The organism is Flavobacterium sp. DSP2-3-1 (assembly GCF_049896865.1).
GTDB lineage: Bacteria > Bacteroidota > Bacteroidia > Flavobacteriales > Flavobacteriaceae > Flavobacterium.
On sequence record NZ_JAFCVD010000003.1, the window covers coordinates 184,775 to 204,439 of the forward strand.

At 34.0% G+C, this 19,665-nt stretch carries 16 protein-coding genes; 9 read left to right on the forward strand and 7 right to left on the reverse strand.

Features of this window, described 5'->3' with window-relative positions; genetic code table 11:
• Window positions 1–71: 71 nt before the first annotated feature.
• The 3 genes from rimK to ACP7AT_RS04795 all read left to right on the forward strand — a co-directional run bounded on the left by rimK (window position 72) and on the right by ACP7AT_RS04795 (window position 2,379).
• Window positions 72–1,454, forward strand: a complete 1,383-nt coding sequence (gene rimK, locus ACP7AT_RS04785; RefSeq protein ID WP_426063207.1) for a 30S ribosomal protein S6--L-glutamate ligase — start codon at window positions 72–74, stop codon at window positions 1,452–1,454.
• 84 nt (window positions 1,455–1,538) lie between these two features.
• On the forward strand, window positions 1,539–2,054 hold the full coding sequence (locus ACP7AT_RS04790; RefSeq protein WP_426063208.1) for a DUF421 domain-containing protein: 516 nt from the start codon (window positions 1,539–1,541) through the stop codon (window positions 2,052–2,054).
• A gap of 43 nt (window positions 2,055–2,097) precedes the next feature.
• Window positions 2,098–2,379 carry a GNAT family N-acetyltransferase gene (locus ACP7AT_RS04795; protein ID WP_426063209.1) on the forward strand — a complete coding sequence of 94 codons (282 nt, stop codon included), beginning with the start codon at window positions 2,098–2,100 and terminating at the stop codon, window positions 2,377–2,379.
• A gap of 69 nt (window positions 2,380–2,448) precedes the next feature.
• Here ACP7AT_RS04795 and ACP7AT_RS04800 read toward each other — a convergent pair whose 3' ends face one another.
• The 3 genes from ACP7AT_RS04800 to hutH are packed head-to-tail and all read right to left on the reverse strand — an operon-like array spanning window position 2,449 to window position 5,971.
• Complete coding sequence (locus ACP7AT_RS04800; RefSeq protein WP_426063210.1) at window positions 2,449–3,732, reverse strand: anion permease; 1,284 nt, start codon at window positions 3,730–3,732, stop codon at window positions 2,449–2,451.
• Between the two features lie 30 nt (window positions 3,733–3,762).
• Window positions 3,763–4,407, reverse strand: coding sequence for a DUF47 domain-containing protein (locus ACP7AT_RS04805; protein ID WP_426063211.1), 645 nt, complete (start codon window positions 4,405–4,407; stop codon window positions 3,763–3,765).
• 49 nt (window positions 4,408–4,456) lie between these two features.
• Window positions 4,457–5,971: a histidine ammonia-lyase gene (gene hutH / locus ACP7AT_RS04810; protein ID WP_426063212.1), complete on the reverse strand. Its 1,515-nt coding sequence runs from the start codon at window positions 5,969–5,971 to the stop codon at window positions 4,457–4,459.
• A 727-nt stretch (window positions 5,972–6,698) separates the two neighbouring features.
• Here hutH and thrA point away from each other — a divergent pair.
• From thrA to ACP7AT_RS04830, 4 genes are all read left to right on the forward strand, one after another.
• Window positions 6,699–9,146: a bifunctional aspartate kinase/homoserine dehydrogenase I gene (thrA, locus tag ACP7AT_RS04815; RefSeq protein WP_426063213.1), complete on the forward strand. Its 2,448-nt coding sequence runs from the start codon at window positions 6,699–6,701 to the stop codon at window positions 9,144–9,146.
• Window positions 9,147–9,253: 107 nt separating this feature from the next.
• On the forward strand, window positions 9,254–10,180 hold the full coding sequence (locus tag ACP7AT_RS04820) for a homoserine kinase (RefSeq protein ID WP_426063360.1): 927 nt from the start codon (window positions 9,254–9,256) through the stop codon (window positions 10,178–10,180).
• Window positions 10,181–10,308: 128 nt separating this feature from the next.
• The gene (gene thrC, locus ACP7AT_RS04825; protein ID WP_426063214.1) at window positions 10,309–11,598 is read left to right on the forward strand and encodes a threonine synthase; all 1,290 of its coding nucleotides are present in this window, start codon (window positions 10,309–10,311) and stop codon (window positions 11,596–11,598) included.
• Window positions 11,599–12,061: 463 nt separating this feature from the next.
• Window positions 12,062–13,471 carry a hypothetical protein gene (locus ACP7AT_RS04830; RefSeq protein ID WP_426063215.1) on the forward strand — a complete coding sequence of 470 codons (1,410 nt, stop codon included), beginning with the start codon at window positions 12,062–12,064 and terminating at the stop codon, window positions 13,469–13,471.
• 111 nt (window positions 13,472–13,582) lie between these two features.
• On the opposite strand, the gene ACP7AT_RS04835 is transcribed toward ACP7AT_RS04830, so the two are convergent.
• The 3 genes from ACP7AT_RS04835 to ACP7AT_RS04845 all read right to left on the reverse strand — a co-directional run bounded on the left by ACP7AT_RS04835 (window position 13,583) and on the right by ACP7AT_RS04845 (window position 16,750).
• The gene (locus tag ACP7AT_RS04835; RefSeq protein WP_426063216.1) at window positions 13,583–14,491 is read right to left on the reverse strand and encodes an SH3 domain-containing protein; all 909 of its coding nucleotides are present in this window, start codon (window positions 14,489–14,491) and stop codon (window positions 13,583–13,585) included.
• A gap of 410 nt (window positions 14,492–14,901) precedes the next feature.
• On the reverse strand, window positions 14,902–15,429 hold the full coding sequence (locus tag ACP7AT_RS04840) for a hypothetical protein (protein WP_426063217.1): 528 nt from the start codon (window positions 15,427–15,429) through the stop codon (window positions 14,902–14,904).
• Window positions 15,416–16,750 (reverse strand): AAA family ATPase, encoded by a 1,335-nt coding sequence (locus ACP7AT_RS04845; protein ID WP_426063218.1) that lies wholly within the window; start codon window positions 16,748–16,750, stop codon window positions 15,416–15,418. The genes ACP7AT_RS04840 and ACP7AT_RS04845 overlap by 14 nt, the downstream gene beginning before the upstream one ends.
• 274 nt (window positions 16,751–17,024) lie before the next feature.
• Between ACP7AT_RS04845 and ACP7AT_RS04850 the strand changes: the two genes are divergently transcribed.
• Window positions 17,025–17,510 carry a hypothetical protein gene (locus ACP7AT_RS04850; protein ID WP_426063219.1) on the forward strand — a complete coding sequence of 162 codons (486 nt, stop codon included), beginning with the start codon at window positions 17,025–17,027 and terminating at the stop codon, window positions 17,508–17,510.
• A gap of 58 nt (window positions 17,511–17,568) precedes the next feature.
• On the opposite strand, the gene ACP7AT_RS04855 is transcribed toward ACP7AT_RS04850, so the two are convergent.
• Entirely contained in the window at window positions 17,569–18,108 is a 540-nt protein-coding gene (locus tag ACP7AT_RS04855; protein ID WP_426063220.1) for a YSC84-related protein, read from the reverse strand.
• A 223-nt stretch (window positions 18,109–18,331) separates the two neighbouring features.
• Here ACP7AT_RS04855 and ACP7AT_RS04860 point away from each other — a divergent pair, with 223 nt between their 5' ends.
• Window positions 18,332–18,841 carry a GNAT family N-acetyltransferase gene (locus ACP7AT_RS04860; protein WP_426063221.1) on the forward strand — a complete coding sequence of 170 codons (510 nt, stop codon included), beginning with the start codon at window positions 18,332–18,334 and terminating at the stop codon, window positions 18,839–18,841.
• The last annotated feature ends 824 nt before the right edge of the window (window positions 18,842–19,665 follow it).

Consider the following 19,665-nt stretch of genomic DNA (forward strand, 5'->3'; position numbering starts at 1 on the left):
ATTAACACACTTTTTTTGAAAACAAATATTTACATTTGGTCTTTATAAAAAAGGTTAATTAAAATTGTTTTATGTCAGATAATAAAGTTATTCTAGGTAGTGAAGAATGGTGTTCTTTTCCTGAATTAGGAATTCCCACGATAAAAGCCCGAGTGGATTCAGGTGCAAAAACATCAGCTTTACACGCTATCAACATCGCTCCATTTATAAAAAATGAGAGCAACTGGGTAAAATTTGACATTAATCCGATACAAAATAATCAAAAAACGGTAATTCATTGTGAAGCAGCTTTAATTGATAAACGTATTGTGAAAAGTTCCAGTGGTTTTAGAGAGCAACGCTATGTTATTCAAACAAATCTACAAATTGGAAATTCACAGTGGCCAATAGAAATGACACTGACTAATCGAGATTCCATGGGTTTCAGAATGCTTTTGGGACGTGAAGCAATGAGTGGAAGAGTTTTAGTAGATCCTGAACAAAAATATCTTTTAGGACAACCTACAACCGATACTTTAAAAGAATTATATAAAAATTCTGAAAAAGCGACATCCGGTTTACGCATCGGGCTTCTGGCCAGTAATCCTGAATTGTACAGCAACAAGCGAATTATGGAAGCCGGAGAAATGCGAGGTCATGAAATGCATTTCTTAAACATCAAGGAATGTTACATGAAACTTGATGCAAAAACACCTGAAATCCATTATCGTGGAGGTAAGATATTAAATCAATTTGACGCCATCATTCCTAGAATCAGACCAAGTATTACCTTTTACGGTTGCGCTTTGACGAGACAATTTGAAGCCTTAAAAGTATATTGTTTAAATTCATCGAACGCCATTACGCAATCACGCGATAAATTATATTCTTTGCAATTACTGCTAAATCACGGTGTAGAAATTCCTACTACTGGTTTTGCTAATTCGCCTTTGGATACCGATGATTTGATAAAAATGGTAGGTGGTTCTCCTTTAATCGTAAAATTATTGGAAGGAACTCAAGGAAAGGGTGTCGTTTTAGCCGAAACAAAAAAAGCCGCAGAAAGCGTTATCAATGCTTTCAAAAGTTTAAATGCCAATATATTAGTTCAGGAATTCATCAAGGAAGCCAACGGAAAAGATATTCGTTGTTTTGTAATTGACGGAAAAGTAGTGGCTGCCATTCAGCGCGAAGCGATGCCAGGCGAATTTAGAGCCAACATCCACCTTGGAGGAACGGCATCTGTCATAAAAGTTACTGCAGAGGAAAAACGGATTGCGATCAAAGCAACGAAAGCAATGGACTTGAAAGTAGCTGGCGTTGATATTATTCGTTCCGCTAAAGGACCATTATTGCTGGAAGTAAATTCATCACCGGGATTAGAAGGAATTGAAGGAGCTACAAATAAAGACATAGCCGGAGAAATGATCAAAGCAATTGAAAAAAATTTCAAACAAAAAACTGAGTTGAAATAACCAATAATTCTGCATCACTATAAATACAGTATATTGAATTATTGTCCTTGTAGTACTTTTTAAAAATATATTAAACCTAAAAAAATGAACGAGTATTTAGTGATAATTCTCCGTAGTAGTGCCGTTTATTTTTTTATGGTTATTGCATTACGTCTTTTTGGCAAGAAAGAATTGTCACAGCTGAACACCGCTGATGTAATATTGATTCTGCTCATCAGCAACGCCGTTCAAAATGCAATGGTTGGAAACAACACCAGTTTATGGGGAGGTTTGGCCGCAGCTTCAGTCCTATTTATCACTAATTTTATTTTAAAGAAATTGATGTTTAAGTACCCCAAATTCAGTGATTTCATGCAAGAAAAACCAGAGATTTTAATCCATGACGGAAATTTGGATTTTAAAACCTTGAGCAAATTAAACATTTCTTCTGATGAATTGAAAGAAGCCATGCGCGAACATGGAATCGAATATTTTAAAGATGTAAAACTCGCAATGCTTGAAATAGATGGCAACATCAGCATTATCTCCGGCAATCAAAATTTAAAACAAACCTATCACAAACGAAAACACATTCACAAAAGTTTAAGTGGAATAAATTAATCATACCTCCCTTTGAAATAGTAACAAATTAAATTATAAATTTATGACAATTGAACATTTAAACGAAACTAAAAATGGCCATTTTAAAGCGGTTGTCAATCAAGTAGAAGTCGGAAGAATGACATATACTTGGTCGGGAACCGATAAATTTATCATTGACCACACCGAAGTAAATCCTGATTTTTCGGGACAAAATGTGGGCAAAAAACTGGTATTACAAGCCGCACAATACGCTCGAGAAAACAATTTTAAAATTGTGCCCACATGTTCATTTGCGAAAAGCATATTTGATAAAACAAAAGAAATTCAAGATCTCCAGTTTTAGCCAACTTAATTTTAGTGCATAAAAAAACCATTCCTGAAGAATGGTTTTTTTATGGATGGTATTCACATATTAAATAAAAATACTGAAAGTATAATAAATGATTGCAGCTAATATTGCTGAAATTGGAATGGTTAATACCCACGCCCATAATAAGCTTACCGTCATTCCCCAGCGTACTGCAGAAACTCTTTTAGTAAGTCCTACTCCAATGATAGATCCGGTAATCGTATGTGTTGTACTTACAGGCACTTTAAAATGCTCCGTAAAATATAAGGTCAGTGCTCCGGCAGTTTCTGCGGCAACACCTTCAAAAGAAGTTACTTTTGTGATTTTTGAACCCATCGTCTTTACGATTTTCCAGCCACCACTTAATGTTCCAGCTGCAATTGCAGAATAACACGCTAGCGGAATCCAAGTCGGCATTTTGAAGGCACCTTCATCATTTGGCAACACCACATCTAACCAACTAGGCAATGCTTCTTGGGCAACACCACTTGTATTAATATAAACAGCAACCGCTGCGGCGATGATACCCATCACTTTTTGGGAGTCATTCCCACCGTGTCCTAAACTAAAAGCTGCAGAAGATAGCAATTGCATTTTTTTTAGCCATGCCGTTGCTTGATTTAAATTTAAACTACTAAATATCAAACAGAATGTGCTGATAGAAAGAACAATGAATGCAACTAAAAACCATTTTATATTATGAGCTTCTAACGCTACACTCCAAAAATGGGAGTCGAAACGTGGTTTTGTGATTTGATCGTAATATATCATCTGGCTTTCTACAAACCAGATTGTCATAAGCATTAAAGAAGCTGTAAAAATCTTTGGATAAATGCTCTTTTTAGAAGCATTAAGCAACCAAATCGAGATTAAATAAGAAATTAAAGCTCCTAACAAGGGTGCTAAAATAATAAAAGCAACAATGATTAAAACTCCTGAAGGCATGCCACCATCTTTTCCTTCTTTGTACCAAGAAACAACACCAAAACCTGCATGAGCAATTGCTGCTCCGGCAAATCCGCCTATTAAAGTATGGGACGAACTTGAAGGAATTCCCTGCCACCAGGTAAATAAATTCCAAATAATTGCAGCAATAACACCTGCTAGAATCACAACTAAATTGATATCCATCGTGTTAGCTGTTTTCGCAACAGTATCCGCTACTCCAAAACCGAAAACCCAATAAGCCAAAAAATTAAAAAAAGCTGCCCACACAACTGCCTGAAAAGGACTTAATACTTTTGTGGCAACGACCGTTGCTATAGCATTGGCAGCATCATGAAAACCATTAATGTAATCAAAGATCAATGCCAGAACTATAATAACTATAAGTAGAGTAAATTCCATAATTATAATTTCAGAAGAAAAGTGATTGAATTAAGAATGTTTTACAGAAATTGATTCTAAAACACTCGCTACACTTTTACATTTATCCGTTGCAGTTTCTAAAACTGACAATACTTCTTTGTATTTGATAATGTTTTTAGCATCAGTTTCATTTTCGAATAAATCAAGAACTGCTTTATCATAAACGTTATCTGATTTATTTTCCAACTTATTAATTCGAAGACAAGCATCAGTGATGTTCTTCATTTTTTTCAAATCTCTCAATTCTCTTATCGCGACATCAATGTTCTGACAAGCTTCAAGATTAATTTCGGTCAGTTTTCTGATAGATTTTGTAATTTTATCCACTTGGTACAATCGCATTCTACTCGCTGCACCATGAAGATTACCGGCAACGTTGTCGATCGAACTTATTAATGAGTAAATATCTTCTCTGTCAAATGGAGTAATAAAATTTCTACTCAACTCAAGGTTGGTTTGACGCGTTATATCCTCCCCTTTTTGCTCTAAAACATCAATTTTCTGAAAAAGAACTTCACGCTCTTTTAAAGGAAGGTTTACAGCTTCATGCAAATTTGTAGCAATTTCAATTAAATTACTTGACGCTTCTTCAAAAAGTGGAAAGAACTTTTTGTCTTTAGGAACCAAAAATTGGAAAAAATTATTTATGTTCATTTCATTAAAATTTAGTTTTGCAAAATTACTTCATTATTACCTGCTAATGTTATGCTATTGTTAACAAATTATTTTCTATTTGAAAAGTGTTCAAAAAAGAAACTGTCTTTTCGATATCATAATGCAAAATTCGGTCTTCTTTAATCAAAGGTACTTCTTCGCGATACGCTTGTAAAAACATTTCAATAAAATCACTTGATAGCAATGGTCTTCGATATTCAATGGCTTGCGAAGCATTCATTAACTCGATCGCTAAAATGCGTTCCAGATTATCCAAAACACGTAATGCTTTCGTAGCGGCATTTGCGCCCATACTGACATGATCTTCCTGTCCGTTGCTGGAAACAATGCTATCGACACTGGCGGGAGTTGCCAGTTGCTTGTTTTGGCTGGCAATGCTGGCGGCAGTGTATTGTGGAATCATCAAACCAGAATTCAAACCGGGATTATCCACCAAAAATGCGGGAAGATTTCGATTTCCTGAAATCAATTGATAGGTTCTTCGCTCAGAAATACTTCCTAATTCGGCCAAAGCGATTGCCATAAAATCTAAAGCCAAAGCCAATGGTTGCCCATGAAAATTTCCTCCGGAAATAATTTGGTCGCTTTCTATAAAAATATTAGGATTATCTGTCACTGAATTGATTTCTGTTTTGAATACTTTTTTGACATAATCAATCGCATCTTTAGAAGCGCCATGAACTTGCGGCATGCATCGGAAGGAATACGGATCCTGCACATGATTTTTGCGCTGTTCAATAATCTGACTTCCTTCCAAAAATCCTTTTATGCGATTGGCTGTTACAATTTGCCCTTTGTGAGGTCTGATAAAATGTATCAATTCGTTAAAAGGTTCGATTCTCCCATCAAAACCTTCAAGTGAAATTGTTCCTATCAAATCAGCCAAATAAGAAAATTTGCTCACTTTCATCAAAATATGCACGCCATAAGCAGTCATAAATTGCGTTCCATTCAACAAAGCCAATCCTTCTTTTGACTGCAAAACAATCGGTTCCCAATTAAAATGTTTCAAAACTTCGCTGGAATGCACTTTCTTTCCTTCAAAATAAACATCGCCTTCTCCTAATAAAGGTAATGATAAATGTGCTAAAGGCGCTAAATCTCCCGAAGCTCCCAATGAACCTTGTGTATAAATTACCGGCAGAATATTATTATTATAAAATGCAATCAATCGCTCGACCGTTTGCAATTGAATTCCCGAATGTCCATAACTCAGCGACTGGATTTTGAGCAACAACATCAATTTTACAATTTCGGTTGGCACTTCCTCCCCCGTTCCGCAAGAATGTGATTTTACTAAATTTTCCTGTAGTTTTGATAAATTCTCCTTGGATATTTTCACATTACAAAGCGATCCAAAACCTGTATTGATCCCATAAATAGGATCCGAATGCGAAGCCATTTTTTTGTCTAAATAATCGCGACATTTTTGAATATTTATTTTCGCCTCATCTGACAAAGCCAGTAATTTATGATGCGAAACAATTTCAGTCAATGTTTCCAGGCTAAGTAATTGATTGCTAATATAATGCGTATTGTCCATTTTGAAGGTGTTTGAAAAGTAAAATTGAATAAATCTTTATAATTACACAACATTTATTGCCAATAATTTAAACTTACAGTTAAACAAAACCAAAAATTTGATTTTATGCAAATATTCTTATGTAACCTACAATACAGCATTTTATAATTGTCACATAATCCTCCCTTTATGATGAAAAGTGAACTTTTTTTGTATTAGAGAAAAGTAAATTTGATTACTTAAAAAAAATAAAGGCCGATTTGCAATCTCGATCTCTAATAAAATTAAGCTGCAACCGTGAACATTATTCGAAAAATCTGAAGATTTATACGAATAACTCCATTACCGCCTTCGCAAATCATACAATATTTAACAATCCTCGAATAGCATCTATTATTTTCAAATATTCGCAAAAACATGATTGAATGATTTGTCTTTTATAAAAATTCGTATTTTTGAAATATCAAAATGGTAAACAACAAAGCTACATATCACTCTTCTATAACAACTCAAATCTGGGTTGGCGCTAATGTTACGTTTACTACAACAACTACAATCACCCCTTTGGGGTAAACATTTTACATATAATCCTATGTTATTATATTTTTTTTCGAAAGAAAGGCAGTCTTTGGATGTATAATAAGCATTACATTTTTTATAAAAAACAACACACACCAATACATCGCCCACATTCTATTAATCACGAAAATGGCGATTCACAGGTGCATAAAAAATAAATAACTTCGTTATGAAAGTATTAAAATTTGGCGGAACTTCGGTTGCCAATGCACAAAATATAAAACTGGTTTTAACCCTTGTTAGTAATAAAGCTAGAGAGGAAAAATTAATCGTTGTGGTTTCTGCTTTTAGCAAAGTTACTGATTTGCTTCAACTTGCTTCCCAAAACGCGGCTGCCGGTGACGAAAGCTTCAAAAATATTCTTGCCGATATTGAGAAAAAACATCTAGATGCTCTAAAAGAACTTATTCCCGTTAGCGAACAAAGCAGTCTTTTGAGCCACATCAAAAGAATCATCAATCATCTGGAAACCTTACTGGACGGATGTTACCTTTTAGGCGAATTATCTCCCAGAACTTCAGATACTATTTTGAGTTTTGGCGAATTATTGTCTTCTTACATTGTAGCAGAAGCTTTAAAACAAAATCTAAAAAATAGCGGTTATAAAGACAGTCGCGAATTGATAAAAACCGATAATCATTTCGGAAAAGCAACCGTAAATTTTGAAGTTTCGAACCAATTAATTGCTGATTTCTTTGCTTCGAATGAAAATCAGGTGGTAGTTATTCCGGGATTTATAGCCGCATCACTTGACGGCATAAACACTACTTTAGGTCGCGGAGGATCGGATTATACGGCTGCTATTCTTGCCGGAGCTTTGAATGCATCAGACTTAGAAATCTGGACTGATGTAAACGGAATGTACACTGCAAATCCAAAAATTGTAAAACAAGCACAATCTATTGCTTTCATTTCTTATCAGGAAGCAATGGAGTTGTCGCATTTTGGTGCCAAAGTTTTGTACCCGCCAACCATTCAACCGGTATTGAAAAGGAATATTCCAATTCTCATCAAAAATACTTTCGAACCGGAAGCCGAAGGAACTTATATTTCAAATCAGGAAATGGGTCACAACAATCCTGTGAAAGGAATTAGCCATATTGACAATATTACTTTGATTACACTTGAAGGACCCGGGATGATTGGCGTTACAGGTTCATCCAAAAGGCTTTTTGAAGTATTATCACATGAAAATATCAATGTGATTTTTATTACTCAGGCTTCATCAGAGCATTCAATTTGTATCGGAATTTTAAATTCTGATGCTGATTTGGCTGAAGATGCCATCAACAAAGCTTTCGAAGTAGAGATTTTACAAAACAAAATTGATCCATGCATTGTTGAAAAAAACCTTTGTATCATTGCTTTGGTTGGCGAAAACATGAAAAATCATCAAGGTTTAAGTGGAAGAATGTTTAGCACTTTGGGTAAAAACAACGTCAACATCAGAGCGATTGCTCAAGGTGCATCCGAAAGAAATATTTCAGCGGTTATCAATGAAAGAGACGTTAAGAAAGCACTAAATACTTTACACGAAAACTTTTTTGAAGAAAATACGAAACAGTTAAACCTATTTGTGATGGGCGTTGGAAATGTGGGGGAGAAATTCATCGAGCAAATTCACCAACAAAAAAAATTCCTTAAACACAATCTGAAAATAAACCTACGCGTTATTGCTTTGTCCAATTCCAGAAAAATGTATTTTGATGAGGATGGAATCGCTTTAAAAGAATGGCAATTTTTACTAGAAACCGGAGAACCAGCTGATAAAGAAAAGTTCATTGCGAATGTAAAAGAACTCAATTTACGCAACAGCATTTTCGTTGATATTACGGCGAATGAAAGTGTATCCAAAACCTACGAACAGTATTTAAAACGCAATATTGCCGTAGTAACTTGTAACAAAATTGCTTGTGCTTCGGAGTACGAAAATTATAAAAAATTAAAAAAATTATCCAGACAATTTAACGCTCCTTTTCTATTTGAAACCAACGTTGGAGCTGGATTACCAATTATTGATACCGTAAAAAATCTGATTGCCTCAGGTGATAAAGTGAATAAAATTCAAGCTGTTTTATCAGGAAGTTTGAATTTTATCTTTAATAATTTTGACGAAAACAATACTTTTTATGATGTCGTAAAAGAAGCAGGAGTACAAGGATTTACAGAACCGGATCCTAAGATTGATTTAAGCGGAATTGACGTTGCCAGAAAGATATTGATCCTGATCAGAGAAAGTGGATACAAAATGGAAATCGATGAAATTGTCAATGAATCTTTTATGCCGGCAGAATGTCTAGATACTACTTCAAATGAAGCTTTCTTCGAATCACTGAAAAAACATGCAACACATTTTGAAACTATCTATAAAGAAGCGTTAAGCAAAGAATCCAGACTAAAATACGTCGCGCAATTCGAAAACGGAAAAGCAAATGTTGGTTTAAGATTTATTCCGAAAGACCATCCTTTTTATAATCTGGAAGGAAAAGACAATATTGTACTATTCTTTACGGACCGTTATGTGGACCAACCTTTATTAATAAAAGGCGCTGGTGCGGGAGCTGCAGTAACGGCTTCAGGAATATTTGCTGATGTAATCAGAATTGGAAACCTATAAATATGTCGTAAGGTCAAATGTCGTAAAGTTTGAAAGATAGCAACTTGATTTTATTTTCATTTCTACGACTTTACCACTTTATGACTTTAGACTTTAAGACTACTATTATGAATGAAATAAAAATATTTTGTCCTGCTACGATAGCCAATCTTTCCTGCGGATTTGATGTCCTCGGACTGTGTTTAGAAACTGCGGGTGACGAAATGATTATTCGAAAATCAAATATAAAAGGGATTCGCATCACTAAAATTGTGGGTGCCGACTTGCCTTTGCAAACTGAAAAAAATGTAGCTGGTGTATCTGCTTTAGCGATGTTGGAAGCCATTGAAACAGAATTTGGTTTTGAAATCGAAATCTACAAACACATCAAAGCCGGAAGTGGAATTGGGAGTAGCGCCGCAAGTTCAGCTGGAGCTGTTTTTGGCATCAATGAATTATTGGGACGTCCATTTACAAGAAAAGAGTTGGTGCAATTTGCCATGCAAGGCGAAAAGCTAGCCAGTGGAAACGCCCACGCCGATAACGTCGCTCCTGCCCTGTTGGGAGGCTTTACGTTAGTAAGAAGTTATAATCCATTAGATATCATAAAAATTGAAAGCCCATCTGAATTGTATGCCACCGTGGTTCATCCGCAAATTGAATTGAAAACTTCGGATGCGCGTTCGGTATTGAAGCAAACGGTTTCCTTGAAAAGTGCTATTATGCAGTGGGGAAATGTGGGCGGACTGATTGCCGGATTGTACACCAAAGATTATGACTTAATCGGGCGTTCTCTGCATGACGAAATCGTGGAACCACTGCGAAGTGTTTTGATTCCCGGATTTGATCTAATCAAGCAAACTGCTTTAGAAAACGGAGCTTTGGGTTCTGGAATTTCGGGTTCAGGTCCCTCTATTTTTGCTTTAAGCAAAGGAAAGGAAACCGCTGATAAAATCGCAAAAGCCATGAGTGCCGTATACGACGAAATGAATTTACCGTATGAAATTCACGTTTCTAGAGTGAATGATGAAGGAATGAAAATAATAGCCCCCTAACCCCCGAAAAGGGAATAAAAGAAAAAACACAGCGATTTTAAAATTACAATAAATACATTCTAAATCCAGTTTCGTTTCCCTTCCCTGTGGAGAGGGTTGGGATGCGGATTCTACAATTATTACTCACAATGAAATATTACAGTTTAAACCATAACGCACCTAAAGTTTCTTTTAAAGAAGCCGTAATACAAGGATTGGCAACCGATAAAGGGTTGTATTTTCCGGAAACGTTAATACCTTTACCTGCTGCTTTTTTTGAAACTATAGAAAATATGAGCAATGAAGAAATTGCTTTTGAAGCGATTCAACAATTTGTGGGCGACGAAATCCCAGGAGCCACTTTAAAACAAATCATTTCCGAAACGTTGTGTTTTGATTTTCCTGTAATAGAAGTGGAGAAAGGTATTTATTCCCTTGAATTGTTTCACGGCCCGACGATGGCTTTCAAAGATGTAGGCGCTAGATTCATGTCGCGTTGTTTGGGTTATTTCAATAAAGACAACAAAGACAGCAAAAACACGGTTCTTGTAGCGACTTCGGGCGATACTGGCGGTGCTGTGGCCAGTGGTTTTCTTGGCGTAAAAGGTGTAGAAGTGATTATACTTTATCCATCTGGAAAAGTGAGCGATATTCAGGAACGACAATTGACCACTTTAGGACAGAATATAAAAGCGCTTGAAGTGGATGGTGTTTTTGATGATTGTCAGGAGATGGTCAAAAAAGCGTTCATGGACGAAAGTCTAAAGCATAAAAACCTGACTTCGGCAAATTCGATAAATATTGCGCGTTGGTTGCCACAAATGTTTTACTTCTTTTTTGCGTATAAAGAATTGAAGAAACAAAACAAACCGATAGTTTTCTCATGCCCAAGTGGGAATTTCGGAAATATTTGCGCGGGTATTATTGCAAAAAAGATGGGATTGCCAATTGAACATTTTGTAGCGGCTACGAACGTAAATGATACGGTCCCCCGATTTCTAGAAAACGAAATTTATGATCCAAAACCTTCCAAAGCTACAATTTCGAATGCGATGGATGTGGGGAATCCAAGTAATTTTATCCGAATTCAGGAAATGTACCAAAATGATTTGGAACAACTCAAAAAAGATTTTTCTTCGTTTACGTTCTCTGATGCAGAAACGATTGAAGCCATGAAAACCATTTACAATACCGACGGTTACATTGCAGAACCGCACGGAGCAGTTGGTTATTTGGGATTGAAAAAAGAATTAGAAAATCACCCGAATGCGATTGGTATTTTCTTAGAAACTGCTCACCCAATTAAGTTTTTAGACACCGTCGAAGCAACATTAAAGGTAAAACTGCCGATTCCTACACAAATTGAAAGCGTATTGGGAAAGGAAAAAGTGAGCGTAAAAATTAAAACGTATGAGGAATTGAAAGCTTTTTTGGGATAAAAATACCTGTTTTAACAAATAGAAAACGACTAAAAATCCAATATTAATCGTTTTTTTTTGTGTCTAAATAAGTCTAGTTATAAAGTGGTCGTAAACTTTTATTTTGGAACAAAAAAACAATTTTACGCATTTTACACGTCCCTTTTAAATGTATAATTATGAGTATTTTACAGTGAAGCAAAACAATACTTTCTACCACAAAAAAATAAAATTCCAGATTTGAAAAAATAGCTTGAATATGATTTAAATTAAACGTAAATTTGCAAAAAAATTGAGTTGTCTCTATCAGGTCTTTTGCAAGCGAAAAAATAAACCTGAACCGCATCAAAAAAACAACTAAGTGTTTGAGAAGCTGTTTGAATCTTAACTTAAAATCAGCAGATTAAAAATACTTCAAAAAAACTACCTGATAAAGTAGCATCCCATATCAACATAATTTATTAAAAGAAGGAGAAAAAAGTTTATGACGGATCATAGCATGAATGCTGTTAGTTTTGAAATTGAATTATTGGATAAGCACAAAGATTACAGGAATCAATATAAGTCAAATGATTTGTATTGGGGCGTAGGAATCGAAAATGAATGTTATTTAGAGTTTGAAAACCACCGTGTGGTGGACAAAGATTTTTTACTGACTAAAGGACTTCATGAAAAGTATAGTGTTAATCATTTTAAGAATTACAAAGAAAACATTTACCAGAATTCATTACTAAAAATATTATCCGATAAAGAATATTATTTACCTGTACTGATGAACTCCCATTCGTTTACAAAAACGGACATCAACAACCAGCATAAGACTTTTGATCCCATAGATAATGAACCAAATCCTGAATATTTAGGGGAAAGTATCTTTGAAATATTACAAAAAAACAATCCTTATTTTATAGACGAGCTTCAAAAAGAATTCATTTTTGACGGTGACACAGTTGAATTTGTTACGCAAAAATTTTACAAAACAGATATTGATTCGGCCATTGCTGAACTGGCAACAATAAAGCAAGGTTTCATAAACAACTTACAAAGCGCCTTTGATAAAGATAAAATATTTGCGGAATATGGCGCCATAAAAATATGCTCTACAAACCATCCTTTTGCGATATTTATTTCAAATAATACTAATTATTCTGTTTTTAATAATATGACCTATCACTTCAATTTAACTATTCCTACTGAGTTAAATACAGATGGTGAAATTAAAGACAAAATAGGTTTTATAAAAAAACACCAGAGAGCAATTCGATTATTCCAATGGTTGAGTCCATTATTTATGATTAAATTCGGTTCTTCTGATTATTTATCGCACAATGACAGCAGCGTCAATTTAACAAAAGCATCACAACGATGTGCCATGTCGAGATACATTGGGGTGGGAACCTATGACACCAATGTAATGAAAACCGGGAAAATCGTCCAGATGAATTTTGACGAACATCCGATGCATGATAATCCGCTATGGTGGGTAAATCGTTATTCTGAAATATCGGATTATGAAAAAATTGATAAAATTGGGCTAGACATCAATTTTCACAAGCACAAAAATCATGGTATTGAATTTCGAATATTTGATTATTTCGATGAAAAGCACTTACAAGAGGTTTTGAATTTTCTTGTTTTTATTATGGATCATGCCTTGTTAAACGAAATCGAAAATCCTATTTGCGATTTGGAATGGAATAACTTTGTCTACGAATCTATTATCCACGGCAAAGAAACGCATGTACCATCAAAATTCATCGGCCTTTTAGAAAACATATTGTCTATTACGATAGAATCGAATGATCCTTTAGAAATTTACGATCAAATATTCAGCAGTTTACACGCTACCTATTACGAAAAAGGCTTTTGTAGTTCTTTACTAATTAAAAAATAAGCATGCATCACAAATGCAAGGTGTCTTTTTATAATAAGCTTTATTTAATTTCCCTTCTCGCTGACAGTAAGCCCGCAAGAAGGGTATTTATTTATACAATTTTTTTTAAAACTAATCATGATAATAAAAGATAGCAGCCGCATATCCTTTTTCCGGATCTTTATTGTCCCACCAATCTTTTCTGATTTCTGAAAAATAATTGTAATTATCCGCTCCTGCTTGCGATTGCAACGGATAAATGACTTTGCCGTCTTTCCTAAAAGCTTTATCTGTATCCGTTTCCGGAACGACCACTACAATATGTCCTGATTTATTCAGGATAAATCTTTTGGCACAGATGATTCCTACTCCTCCATTGGCATTTACTTTCTTTTGAAGTTCATCAACATCATCGATTCTTTCCCAACCAAACCCACTTCCCGATTGCAAAAACCAATCGTAGATATAATTGGAATAAAAAGGCCTTACCGTTTCATCAAAAACCAATACTACTTCGTTTCCTTTCTCCAGTTGCTCGATTGCTTTATCAGTCCATCTCAATCTGGGGATATAGACCCTGGCAAAAAAACAATAATCAAAAGTATAAATATTACAATAGGTATCCGATGCGTCTTTCTGATACCGGAAACTTTTTGAAACATTTAGCGCAGTAATTATCTTACGAATTGATGTCAGTTTAGACTCCAGACTTGTTAAATCTCTAAACGGAATTGAAGGATCGCCAATAGGTTTGTATGTTTCCTCTTTACTGTCCAGACTTGCTTTAGCATCCGGTTCAAAATTGGGCACTTCGATATCCATACTTTTTTGATTCGTTTCATCGACAAGCTCGATGTCTTTTGAAAACACAAAACCCTCTTTTTCAGTGTTTAAAAGTTTTACTTTCCACCAATCTGAAGCTGTTTTTTCAATTAATTTAACGGTATGTCTAAATGGTATTTGTATTAAAATTTTGGAATTATCCTGCGTTGCCGGAAAATCTCTTAGATTTAATGACGGAGTAGCGACTCTATATTTCATACTAATCAGTTAATTATAAATGATTCTACTGCCAAAATACTAAAAACAACCAAGAAAGCACCACAAGAAACCATTATTTTTTAGATTTATTCTAAACTAATTCTAAAAAATAACAGCACCAAACGGCAATAAGGAGTACTATTTAGCCTAAAAAAAAGGGAGTTTACAAGTTACGATTGAGAAGAAATTGAAAGCTTTAATCGCATTGTATTTAAAGATTTATTCTAAAACACAAACCGACTGAGAAGTGATTTTCTATCGGTTTTTTTTATGAAATTTAGTTATACTTAAAAAAAAATTCTAAGTAAAATCATTAAGATTAATTGAGTAAAAAAAATAATGAGAAACACAAATCAAACCAAATTTAGGTAAATAATAAGTTGGCGATAATTAACCCAATACAATATCTTTTACAAAAAAAATGTATTAAATAATCCATTTATATCGACTGCGTTGTAACTACTATCTAATCTAGGATGTTTACGAAATAAATAACGTCGACCTACTTGTAAATTACTTACCTTAAAAACTATATAATATTTTGTGTTAATTGTTCTTAAATTTCCTAATGCATTAGTTGACCCAATAACTTTTTCTGAAAAACTATCTTTATCTAAAAAATAACAACTTTTTGAATTCAATTTCAATTCAATAAATTGATAAGTTTCAGCAGAAGTTTTTTTATCTTTAACACCAAAAATAACATCCATAGATTTTGCTTTTCTATGCAAACCTCTACCTGTTGCAACAGCAATACTTCCTTCTAATTTATCACCATTTATAACCTCTACTCCACTTCCAAAAAATGGTGAAGGATCAATATCACAACCTTCGTTATTTAATAAATAAATTATACACTCAATACTTTCTGGATACAAAAAAATTGTAGGGTGGTTTTTTGTTAAATCTTTACAATACTCCATATTATTCACCCCCATATAAATTCATTCTATCAAGTGCAATATTAAAAGATTCAAATATTGGGTCTATTTCAATTCCTAAATGTCTGTAATCATAGGAATACTTGTTAATTTTTTCAGCTAAATAAAAATTTAAATCACTTAACGTGTCTTCTTTCTCAGAAATTATTCTAATTGCACTAACCATATCTGGGTTATGACTAGCTATAAAAAATTTAATTCCAATATTTTTATTTAATAACACAATCAATCTTGCATATTCGATTATCCACTGGGGATGAAGATGAGATTCTGGCTCATCAATTATAAGTAATGTTTTATCAGATAACGAACCATTTTTTAACAATAATTGAAGTATACTAAATGATTTTATTCCAGTTGCACAATCTAATAAATTAAATACGGAGCCATCAGATCTTTTGTAGGAAAAATCATTGAGAGCTAAAATACTATCGTCAAAAGATACGTCACCATCAATAATTTCTTTGGAAATCAATTCAGAAAATTGAGAAAATGAATTGAGGCTTTTTTTAGTCAAAATTTTATTTAAATCTTTCCAATATTCATTCTCATCTGTTTCTACACCAATCATCATTGGAGTATCGATGTAAATTACATTTTGAATTGTGTATGGTATTGACAAATTATTTTTATTTAAGCCAACGATTTGTTGACCAAACTCAAAGACATCGAAAATTCCAGGAATATTACTATCATGAAAAACATTTTGCAATTCGTTTTTAAAAAGATTTGTAGACCTTGAAGTAATCAATCCAAATGTTTCCTTAAATAAAGAATCCACGTGTAATTTTACTAATTCAAAAGGGTTATCATCAGCACCAACATCATCAATTTTTATATTCTTTATAATATCTTTGGCAATGTATCGTAATCGATGTCTACCTTCGGTCATTAATGGATTTTTAAGCGAAATTGCAAATGCAATTTTGTCAACAAACTTCAACCAATCTTGCAATTGTTTTTCATCTGGTGTAACTCTAATTATTTCTCTTCTTAAATTGTTAAAATCTTTTTGAAACTCTAAACGTTGTGGTCTATCATAACTTTTATTAAACAATTCCATTTGAGCAATTTCTAGAAATCTTGCAACATTACTTAAATCGCTACTCAATTTTCCTGAAACTAATACATCATAATTAGAAATAGTTTTGTATAAATAATATAATAATTTTGACAAAGTACTTTTACCACATCCATTTTCACCAGCTACAACAGTAATTCCATTTATAATTATATCGGCCGAATTAATCGACCTAAAATCCTCTGTATGTAATCTAATTTGTACTGGAGTCATTTTATTTTCAATAATATTTTGCACTTAGTTTTTATTTTTGAACAAATATACTAATCCCTTTTATAAATTTTCACATTTTAAATATTAACTTTATGCCAATTACAATAATAACCAAAAAACTCAAATTAAACCCGATCACTCGGATATCATAATATCTTTCACTTGGACTGCGTGAAAATATTTTCCGTGCGCACAATTTTGAGACATAACAAGACAAAAAACAAAATAAGCTACTGACTCAAAAGGATGTAGCTTTTTTTATACCTTAGTTCTACAATAAAAACCTAATAGAAAAACTATGAACACAGTAGAGCAAGTACCACAGCAGCTAAAGTCATCAAAGTTCAGCATCAAAAACATTTTTGTTCCGGACTACGAAAACTACGAAGGGGTTCGCAGAATCAATATTTATGTGATGCGGCTGTTTTTCGCGTTAATGTTTGTTTTTGTTGCCACAGATTCCTGGACGTTTATTCTTACCCATGAAGTTGCATGGGACCCCATAAAAGCTGTTGCTTGGTGTACTTGGGCTGCTTATTCAACATTGGCACTTTTAGGAGTATTCCATACGTTGCGAATGTTACCCATTATGCTTTTTATGATTTTCTACAAAGGACTTTGGCTTATTGTTGTCGCATATCCTTTATGGTCCGTAGGCACGCTAAAAGGTTCACCAGCCGAAGAAATGGCGTATATGTTCTCAGGAATTATTATACCGATATTTTTCATGCCTTGGAAATATGTATTCAAAAAGTACATTGTATTAGAGAAGAAAAAGAAATGATTTACTCACTAAAAAACTAAAACGGCTGAGAAAATTTTTTCAGCCGTTTTGGTTTTTATCACATTTTATTAAACTTAAATTTTTGTCCGCCAACTGATGCCTCGTACATGAGTCCTCCCTTTTGCATGGTGAAGACCATCACGCCATTGGTGTATTTTACATTTGCGGAAGCGCCTTCAGTTGCCGCAACCGCTGAGGCTTGTGCCGAAAACTCGAATCGGCTTTCTTTAAAACGGTCCATTTCGTTTTTGGACTCAAAAAATATCACTTCCCGATACGCTTGTCCGCCCGCTTGAAATCCTATGCTCACTTGCGACAGCTTGGCCATACCCACTCGCTTGTTCTGTTCATAAACGACACCGTTGCCCGCTGCTCCTCCAATACCAAATCCTCCTTTGCCCACATTAGGAAAAATAACATAGCCGTAGGCTTTTTCAAAAAGTGCTTTCATCAACGGATCACTTTTGATAAATTCTGTTTTTGCAGTCTCGCTGTCAACAATAATTTTATTCTTTTTCGTGGTCGTTTGCCCAAATAATAGTGCTGTGTTTAAAACACAAACCATTATTATTAACCAAATACTATTTAGATTTTTCATAATTATAACTTTTAAATTGTTTGCTCCGTTTCTTTACTCAAAGATAAAAAAAAATCTTTACTTAAAAATACAAAATATTGATTATCAATATTTTAATGTTGATATTTTGCAAATTAATTGTAGCGTAAAAAAACTTGTGCAAAAAAGAGAATCCACAGCTTAATGCAATTGTGTAAACCTTTTTTTTACCTTTGAAAAATACAAAAACACAAGACTACTACGGATGATCACAAAAGCAACACTAGAGAACGTTTCGCAATTAAATAAATTAATCAATTCAGCGTACCGCGGGGAATCCTCTAAAAAAGGATGGACAACTGAAGCAAATATTTTGGAAGGACTCAGAACTACTGAAGAGGAACTGACTGAAATGATTCAAGACTATAAAAATACGATTCTAAAATTTACGGAAAATGACCAGATTATAGGTTGTGTTTTATTGGTCGAAAAAGAGCAGGAATTGTATTTAGGAATGCTGACAGTTTCACCCGAATTACAAAATAGTGGTGTTGGAAAAAAATTACTGCAACAGGCAGAAATTCATGCTTTGGAATTAGGATTGCCAACAATTGTAATGACTGTAATTTCCATTCGGGAGGAACTGATTGCTTGGTACAAACGTAATGGTTATGCGGATACGGGCGTAAGAGAACCGTTCCCGGCAAGTGATGTTCATATTCCAATTGCGGAAGAACCTTTGGAATTTATTGTTATGAAAAAAAGGATTGGATAATTTTTACTGATTAATTTTTCATTTGAATGAAGGATTGGAATGTGATGTTAAGCACCAAATATCGACAGCAATTAGATATGAAATTTGTTACTGAGCCGCAGGTACGCAACGTTCACCTTTTCGTTGCGTTTCCACGGTACGCTAAAATCATTCTACATCATTTTTTCTATTAAGATATAGTGCTTTACAGCAAAAAGAAGGCTTTCAATACTTAATCCATTTGGTACATGAATCAAATGTTTGTTTGGGTAAAATAAATTAACCTCTATTGTTCATTTTTCAATCCGAATGAAAAGTAATAAATTCTGAATCAATCCATTAGAAGTATTAGACTTAAATCAAAATAAAATGGCAACTACTCCCAAAAAACGCGTTGTAAAAGATTTAAAAGAAAAATCAATTCTAATTTCCAGGACATTTAGCGCCCCGCTTAAAAAAGTTTGTCGTGCTTGCACCGAAGGCGAATTGTTAGAAAAATGATAAGAACCAAAACCTTGGAAAACTGAAACAAAAACGATGCACTTTTTGTTGGCGGTCAGTGGTTATCCATTATTACAGGACTTGAAAATAAAAAAATTGGGTACGCATGAGCTACACAGCCATTTCGCCGCATTTGAGTTTTAAAATTAAAGATAGTTTTGGTGATGAAGAAGGAAACGTTAATTCTTCGTTGCCGGTTTAACAATGAATTATTGTTTTTACTGCCACAGCATCGGGTATTTCAGTAGAATTCAAAATGTTTTTTTTCAAATAAAAAGAAATTGCAACCATGATTGAAATGGGCTTTGTACAAGGCAATACCGCTTGTCTTTAGCAACTGAAAA